General features: G+C 70.9%; 4 protein-coding genes. 3 read left to right on the forward strand and 1 reads right to left on the reverse strand.

What is annotated here, in order from left to right; genetic code table 11:
- The coding region (locus VFM98_RS04585) for an exodeoxyribonuclease VII large subunit (RefSeq protein ID WP_325108716.1) at window positions 1-486 on the reverse strand (486 nt) is incomplete at its 3' end.
- A gap of 366 nt (window positions 487-852) precedes the next feature.
- Here VFM98_RS04585 and VFM98_RS04590 point away from each other — a divergent pair.
- The 3 genes from VFM98_RS04590 to lpxK all read left to right on the forward strand — a co-directional run.
- A complete protein-coding gene (locus VFM98_RS04590) occupies window positions 853-1485 on the forward strand; it encodes a MotA/TolQ/ExbB proton channel family protein (protein WP_325108717.1) in 633 nt (210 codons plus the stop codon).
- Between the two features lie 13 nt (window positions 1486-1498).
- Window positions 1499-1933: a biopolymer transporter ExbD gene (locus tag VFM98_RS04595; RefSeq protein ID WP_325108718.1), complete on the forward strand. Its 435-nt coding sequence runs from the start codon at window positions 1499-1501 to the stop codon at window positions 1931-1933.
- The coding region (gene lpxK / locus VFM98_RS04600) for a tetraacyldisaccharide 4'-kinase (RefSeq protein WP_325108719.1) at window positions 1930-2619 on the forward strand (690 nt) is incomplete at its 3' end. The genes VFM98_RS04595 and lpxK, both read left to right, overlap by 4 nt.

The following is a 2619-nucleotide window of genomic DNA, read 5'->3' on the forward strand; positions in this document are numbered from 1 at the left end:
CACGTCGTGCAGCGCCGCCGCCCCCAGCGAGGTCGCGATGCCGATGCCGCGCGGCAGCAGCGGCAGATCGCGCTTGCGCGCGGCGTCGAACAGGCCCTCGGCCTCCAGCTTCGCCTTCAGGCGGAGGAACTGCTCGAACAGCGCGCCCTGCCCCGCGCGGCGCATGCTTTCCACCACCAGCTGCAGGTCGCCGCGCTGCTCGTACACGCCGAGCCGCCCGCTCGCCTCCACCAGTTCGCCGTCGCGCGGGGCGAATTCGAGCAGGCTCGCGCTGCGGCGGAACATCGCGCAGCGCACCTGCCCCTGCGCATCCTTCAGCGAAAAGTAGCAGTGGCCGCTGGCGGCCCGCGCGAAGCCGGTGATCTCGCCGCGCACCGTCACTGGATTGAAGCGCGCCTCCAGCGCGTCGGCTACCGCGCGGCACAGGGCGCCGACCGCCCAGACGCGCCGCCCCGGGGCCGCGCTCGCGTTGCCGTCCGTCAGCAAAGAGAGGGGCTCCCAGGGTAAACCCGATAGAAATTCATCCACAGGGGACAGGGAGCGGGGAAAATTCCCCAAGGATGGGCTAAGACGCGCATTTCTCCGAGCAAGTCCTTGATTTCAAATGGAATTTTCCTGCTCATTTGGTCATCGATCTGTCAAGGCGCAGGATTGGTGCGGGTTGCAGTGGGGGATGGGGGTCCTTCTCAACAAAGTTATCCACAACTTTTGTGAGTGTCGTCCTACGGCGACGCGGCCTTGTCCTACCAACGCGACCATTGGTGGTACCGCCCACCAAGTCCGCGATAATCCACCCCGGGCAGGACGCGCAATGCGTTCCTGCCGGCAGTACACCCGGCGGAGGACCCCCGTTTGTTTTCGATCATACAAGCCGCAGGCTGGCCGATCTGGCCGCTCGTTGCCTGCTCCATCCTGGCCCTGGCACTCGTCATCGAACGGTTCCTGAGCCTGAAGACGGCCAAGATCGCGCCGCCCAAGCTGCTCGACGAGGCCCTGGCCGTCTCCCGCGCCTCGGTCCCTTCGCCCGACGTGGTGCGCCAGCTCGAACAGAACTCCGCCCTCGGCGAGGTGCTGGCCAGCGGCTTCCGCGCGCTCAACTCCGACCCGCGCTGCACCGAGGCCGACCTGCGCGCCAACATGGAGAGCACCGGCCGCGCCGTGGCCCACCGCCTCGAGCGCTACCTCAACGCGCTGGCCACCATCGCCTCGGCGGCGCCGCTGCTCGGCCTGCTGGGCACCGTGATCGGCATGATCGAGATCTTCGGCTCCCAGTCGGGCGCCGGCGCGGCCACCGGCGGCAACCCGGCCCAGCTGGCGCACGGCATCTCGGTGGCCCTCTACAACACGGCCTTCGGCCTGATCATCGCGATCCCGGCCCTGATCTTCTGGCGCTATTTCCGCGGCCGCGTCGACGAGTACCTGCTGACGCTGGAACTGGCGGCCGAGCGCTTCGCGCGCCACCTGAACAACCTGCGCCGCGCGTGACCCCGAGGCCGGCATGAACTTCCGCCCGCGCGCCAAGGAAGAACCGGAGATCAACCTGATCCCGTTCATCGACGTGCTGCTGGTGGTGCTGATCTTCCTGATGCTCACCACCACCTACAGCAAGTTCACCGAGATGCAGCTGCGCCTGCCGGTGGCCGACACGGAGGCGCAGCGCGACTACCCGCGCGAAGTGATCGTGGCCGTCTCCAGCGACGGCCGCTACATGGTCAACAAGCAGCCGGTGAGCGGCCGCGGCCCCGACGCGCTCGCCGAGACCATGGCCGAAGCCGCCAAGGCCGGCAAGGACTCGGTGGTGATCATCAGCGCGGACGCCACAGCCACCCACCAGTCCGTGATCACCGTGATGGAGGCGGCGCGCCGCATCGGGCTCACGCAGATCACCTTCGCCACCCAGTCCTCCGCCTCCGCCAAGGCCGCCGCCAAGTGAGCGCGCTGCAGCGGGCCTGGCTGCAGCGAGGTCCCCTGGCCCGCGTGCTCTGGCCCCTTTCGCTCGTCTACCGCGCCGGCGCCACGCTGCACCGGCGCCTGCACGGCTCCAGCCGGCGCCCGGTGGAGCGCCTGCCGGTGCCGGTGATCGTGGTGGGCAACGTGATCGCCGGCGGCGCCGGCAAGACACCCGTGGTGCTCGCGATCCTGCAGCACCTGCGCCAGCGCGGCATCCGCGCCGGCGTCATCTCGCGCGGCCACGGCCGGCGCGGCAACGCCTGCCGCGAGGTGCATCCGCAGGACGATCCGGCGCTGGCCGGCGACGAACCGCTGCTGCTGCGGCGCAACTCGGGCCTGCCCGTGTTCGTCGCGCCGCTGCGGGCCGACGCGGGCCGCGCCCTGCTCGCCGCCCACCCGCGCACGCAGGTGATCGTGAGCGACGACGGCCTGCAGCACCACGCGCTGGCGCGCGACCTCGAGATCTGCGTGTTCGACCGGCGCGGCATCGGCAACGGCTGGCTGCTGCCGGCGGGCCCCTTGCGCGAGCCGTGGCCCCGGCCCGTGGACCTGGTGCTGCGCGACGCGGCCACGCCCGGCATCGACGGGCACGTGCTCCGGCGCACGCTCCGCGCCGAGGCCGTGCGCGGCGACGGCGCACGGCGGCCGCTCGCCGACCTGCGCGGCGCG

The sequence above is a fragment of the Ramlibacter sp. genome, from assembly GCF_035706265.1.
Classification (GTDB): domain Bacteria; phylum Pseudomonadota; class Gammaproteobacteria; order Burkholderiales; family Burkholderiaceae_C; genus Ramlibacter.